This is a genomic window from Microbacterium sp. C448 (assembly GCF_000582705.2).
In the GTDB taxonomy this organism is placed as follows: Bacteria; Actinomycetota; Actinomycetes; order Actinomycetales; family Microbacteriaceae; genus Microbacterium; species Microbacterium lacus_A.
Map to the genome: position 1 here is coordinate 1 of NZ_HG779753.1, position 3,557 is coordinate 3,557.

Below are 3,557 nucleotides of genomic sequence, written 5' to 3' on the forward strand. Positions count from 1 at the left end.
CCCGCGGCCCCGGCACCCGCGGCCCCAGCACCCGCGGCGCCCGCTGATTCCGCGTCCGGGGACGCCGCGTCATCTGCCGACACCGCCCCCGATGCCGCGGAGGACGGTGCGGAGCCCGCCCCCTCGGGGACCCCCGCGGATTCCGTAGCGCCGATGACCCCATCGCCCGCGCCGTCCCCGAAGCATGGGGCGAGCACGGCTCCGAACTCGCTGGCGACGCCCGGGCCCGAAGCGTCCGAGAGCACCCCGATTGTCTCCGTTGGTCCCTGGGTGGCCGCGGGCATGCTCGCGCTGGTGGCGATCGGGGTCGCGCTCTGGCCATGGGTCTCAACCCGGGTCCGCCGCCGCGGCCCCGGCGCGGGTGCATAGTTCCGGTCCGTTCACGGGGGGATGGATTCTGCGGGATACTCTGGGGGCATGCCGCGACGCGACGAGGAAGCCCTGAGCTGGGACGGCGACGACGACCCGACACTCGACACGGGGACCACTGCCGCCAAGGATGCTGCCGCCGAGGATGACGCCGCCACGGATGACGCCGCCTCCGATTCGGCATCACTGCCCGACGGCTGGACGCCGGTCGGCCGGGGTAGCGGGAGCGTGACGCACAGCGCGCCCGCGGCTCACACCCCTCCGCCCCAGCCCGCAGCTGATACGAATGGCGTCGGCACTGCCGCACGCACCTCGCGGACAGAGACGAGAGCTGCCGAAGAAGCGGCGCCCGAAGCATCCGAAGACTTCGCCTCGGGTGTCGAAGAGCCAGAGCCCGCGGGACTCGGCACCGCGGCACTCGTTTCGATCGGCGTACTCGGTGGCGTGTACCTGCTGTTCGCGATCGGCTGGCTCGTCGGTGGCCTGCGCCTGCAGATCCGGTACCAGTTGCTCGTGGGGAGCGGGACGTATCAGGCAGCGCTGTGGCTCGCCGCCGCGGCGCCCATCATCTGGTTCGCGACCACGATGTTCGCGACGCGAAAGTCGAGCCCCTGGCTGCGCTGGCTGTGGCTCGGTGTCGGCGTGCTTTTGCTCATCCCTTGGCCATTCCTCATGATCGGAGCGGTGGCACGATGACGGATGCATCACTCGGCACGCGCAGGACGCCGACCTGGATTCTGGCGGTCGTCGGTGGGTTCTTCGGACTGATCTATGCCGGCGCCGCCTGGCTCGCGATATCGACGACGATCCTGCTCGCCCCCCTCAACGCGCTCGGCTGGTTCATCTGGATCTTCGCGATCCTGTTCCCCGTGATCGCCTTCGCGGTTTCGTTCGCGCTCAGCTACCGCAGGGGCGTGGCGGTCTACGCACTCGTGCTTCTCGCGGGGCTCGGGCTCGTCGCGGTTTTCTGGCTCAACGTCATTTCGTACACGAGCCTGAACACGTCCGCGGTGGTCGGCTGAGGCATCCGCTTCGTCTCCGGCCTTAGTCACCGCGGCCCACGACGCGTGTGACGCGCACGAGGCTCGTGCCCGGAGCCGATAGGCTTTTTCTCGCCTCGCCCCGTTGTATCGCAGGCGTGCGGCGCGGCCCACAAGACTCCCGCGCGCTGAGCACGGGGTCACAGAACCGCAATGCGCCGCGCGCAGACAACACCGCGTGCGAGCGCGCAACACAGCGCAACACGAAGGAACACCGTGACGAAGCCCGTCGTCCTGCTCGCCGAAGAACTTTCGCCCGCCACCATCGACGCGCTCGGTCCGGAGTTCGACATCCGCCACGTCGACGGCACCGACCGCCCGGCGTTGCTTGCCGCACTCGCCGACGCGAGCGCCGTGCTGGTGCGCTCGGCAACGCAGATCGACGCCGAGGCCCTCGCGGCAGCGCCCGTGCTGAAGGTCGTGGCGCGGGCCGGTGTCGGGCTCGACAACGTTGACATCAAGGCCGCCACCACGGCCGGTGTCATGGTTGTCAACGCGCCGACCTCGAACATCGTGTCAGCCGCGGAGCTGACCGTGGGACACATCCTGAGCCTTGCCCGAAACATCCCGGCGGCGCACGCGTCGCTCGCCGAGGGGCAGTGGAAGCGCAGCAGCTTCACGGGTACCGAGCTGTACGAGAAGACGGTCGGCATCATCGGCCTCGGACGCATCGGTGCCCTGATCGCCGCCCGCCTGCAGGCGTTCGACATGCGCGTCGTCGCGTACGACCCGTACGTCACCCCCGCGCGCGCCCAGCAGTTGCACGTCGAGCTGCTGCCGTTCGAAGAACTGCTGCGCACGAGCGACTTCATCACGATCCACATGCCGAAGACGCCCGAGACCACGGGCATGATCGGCGACGCCGAGCTGGCGATGATGAAGGACACGGCGTACGTCGTGAACGTCGCGCGCGGTGGACTGATCGACGAGGACGCCCTGTTCCGGGCGCTCTCGGCCGGCATCATCGCCGGTGCGGGTCTCGATGTCTTCGTCGACGAGCCGCCGAAGAACTCCCCGCTGCTCGCCCTGCCGAACGTCGTCGTCACCCCGCACCTGGGTGCCTCGACCGACGAGGCGCAAGAGAAGGCCGGCGTCTCGGTCGCACGCTCCGTCAAGCTCGCCCTCGAGGGCGACCTGGTTCCGGATGCGGTCAACGTGGCCGGTGGCGTGATCGATCCGTTCGTCCGGCCCGGCATCGCGCTCGTCGAGAAGCTCGGCCAGGTGTTCAGCGGCATGTCGCACGCGGCGCTCACGAACCTCGACATCGAGGTGCGAGGCGAGCTCGCGGCATACGACGTCAGCGTCTACAAGCTCGCGGCGCTCAAGGGGATCTTCACCAGCATCGTCAGCGAGAACGTCTCGTACGTCAACGCGCCCCTGTTCGCCGAGCAGCGCGGCATCGAGACGCGCCTGATCGTCGACCCGGTCAGCGAGGACTACCGAAACATCACGACGCTCCGCGGAACGCTCGCGGATGGCACCGTGCTGACGGTCTCGGGCACCCTGTCGGGCACCCGCATGGTCGAGAAGATCGTCGGGTTCAACGACTACGAGATCGAGGTGCCGATCGCTCAGCACCACATCGTCATGCTGTACACCGATCGCCCGGGGATCGTCGCGATCTATGGTCAGAAGTTCGGTGATGCCGGCATCAACATCGCGGGGCTGCAGGTCGCGCGCAGCCAGCGTGGTGCGCAGCTGTCGGTGCTGACCGTGGACTCACGGGTGCCCGAGGAACTACTCGACGAGGTGCGCGAGGCGATCCAGGCCGACCTGCTCGTGCAGCTGGAGATCACCGAGGTCTGAGCGATTCCCCACCCACGCGAGGGTGCCCGTTCCAACGCCCGAGGGTGCCCGTTTCGTCACGCGAGGGTGCCTGTCCCAACGCCCGAGGGTGCCTGTTTTTGCGCCTGAGGGTGCCTGTCCTGACGCTTATCGCCGGTAAATGGGCACTCTCGCGGGATGAAAATGCCACTCTCGCGGGATGAAAAGGGCACCTTCGCGCCGGAAAACGGGCACCCTCGCGGTGGGGACCGGGCACCCTCGGGCTGAGCCCGGCTCAGGCGCGGGCGGACGCCTCGACCAGGGCGATCAGAGCGTCCATCTCGGCGCCGCGGGGGACCGGGCCCGGGATGTTGCCGCCCTCGA

At 68.9% G+C, this 3,557-nt stretch carries 4 protein-coding genes; 3 read left to right on the forward strand and 1 reads right to left on the reverse strand.

The window, feature by feature from the left end; all coding sequences use genetic code 11:
* On the reverse strand, positions 1–245 hold a 245-nt coding region (locus MIC448_RS12630; protein WP_207875939.1), incomplete at its 3' end, for a hypothetical protein.
* 172 nt (positions 246–417) lie between these two features.
* Between MIC448_RS12630 and MIC448_RS12635 the strand changes: the two genes are divergently transcribed.
* From MIC448_RS12635 to serA, 3 genes are all read left to right on the forward strand, one after another.
* Entirely contained in the window at positions 418–1,065 is a 648-nt protein-coding gene (locus MIC448_RS12635; protein WP_036300296.1) for a hypothetical protein, read from the forward strand.
* Complete coding sequence (locus tag MIC448_RS12640) at positions 1,062–1,391, forward strand: hypothetical protein (RefSeq protein ID WP_036300300.1); 330 nt, start codon at positions 1,062–1,064, stop codon at positions 1,389–1,391. The genes MIC448_RS12635 and MIC448_RS12640 overlap by 4 nt, the downstream gene beginning before the upstream one ends.
* A gap of 234 nt (positions 1,392–1,625) precedes the next feature.
* Positions 1,626–3,215 carry a phosphoglycerate dehydrogenase gene (serA, locus tag MIC448_RS12645; protein WP_036300301.1) on the forward strand — a complete coding sequence of 530 codons (1,590 nt, stop codon included), beginning with the start codon at positions 1,626–1,628 and terminating at the stop codon, positions 3,213–3,215.
* Positions 3,216–3,557: the final 342 nt, after the last annotated feature.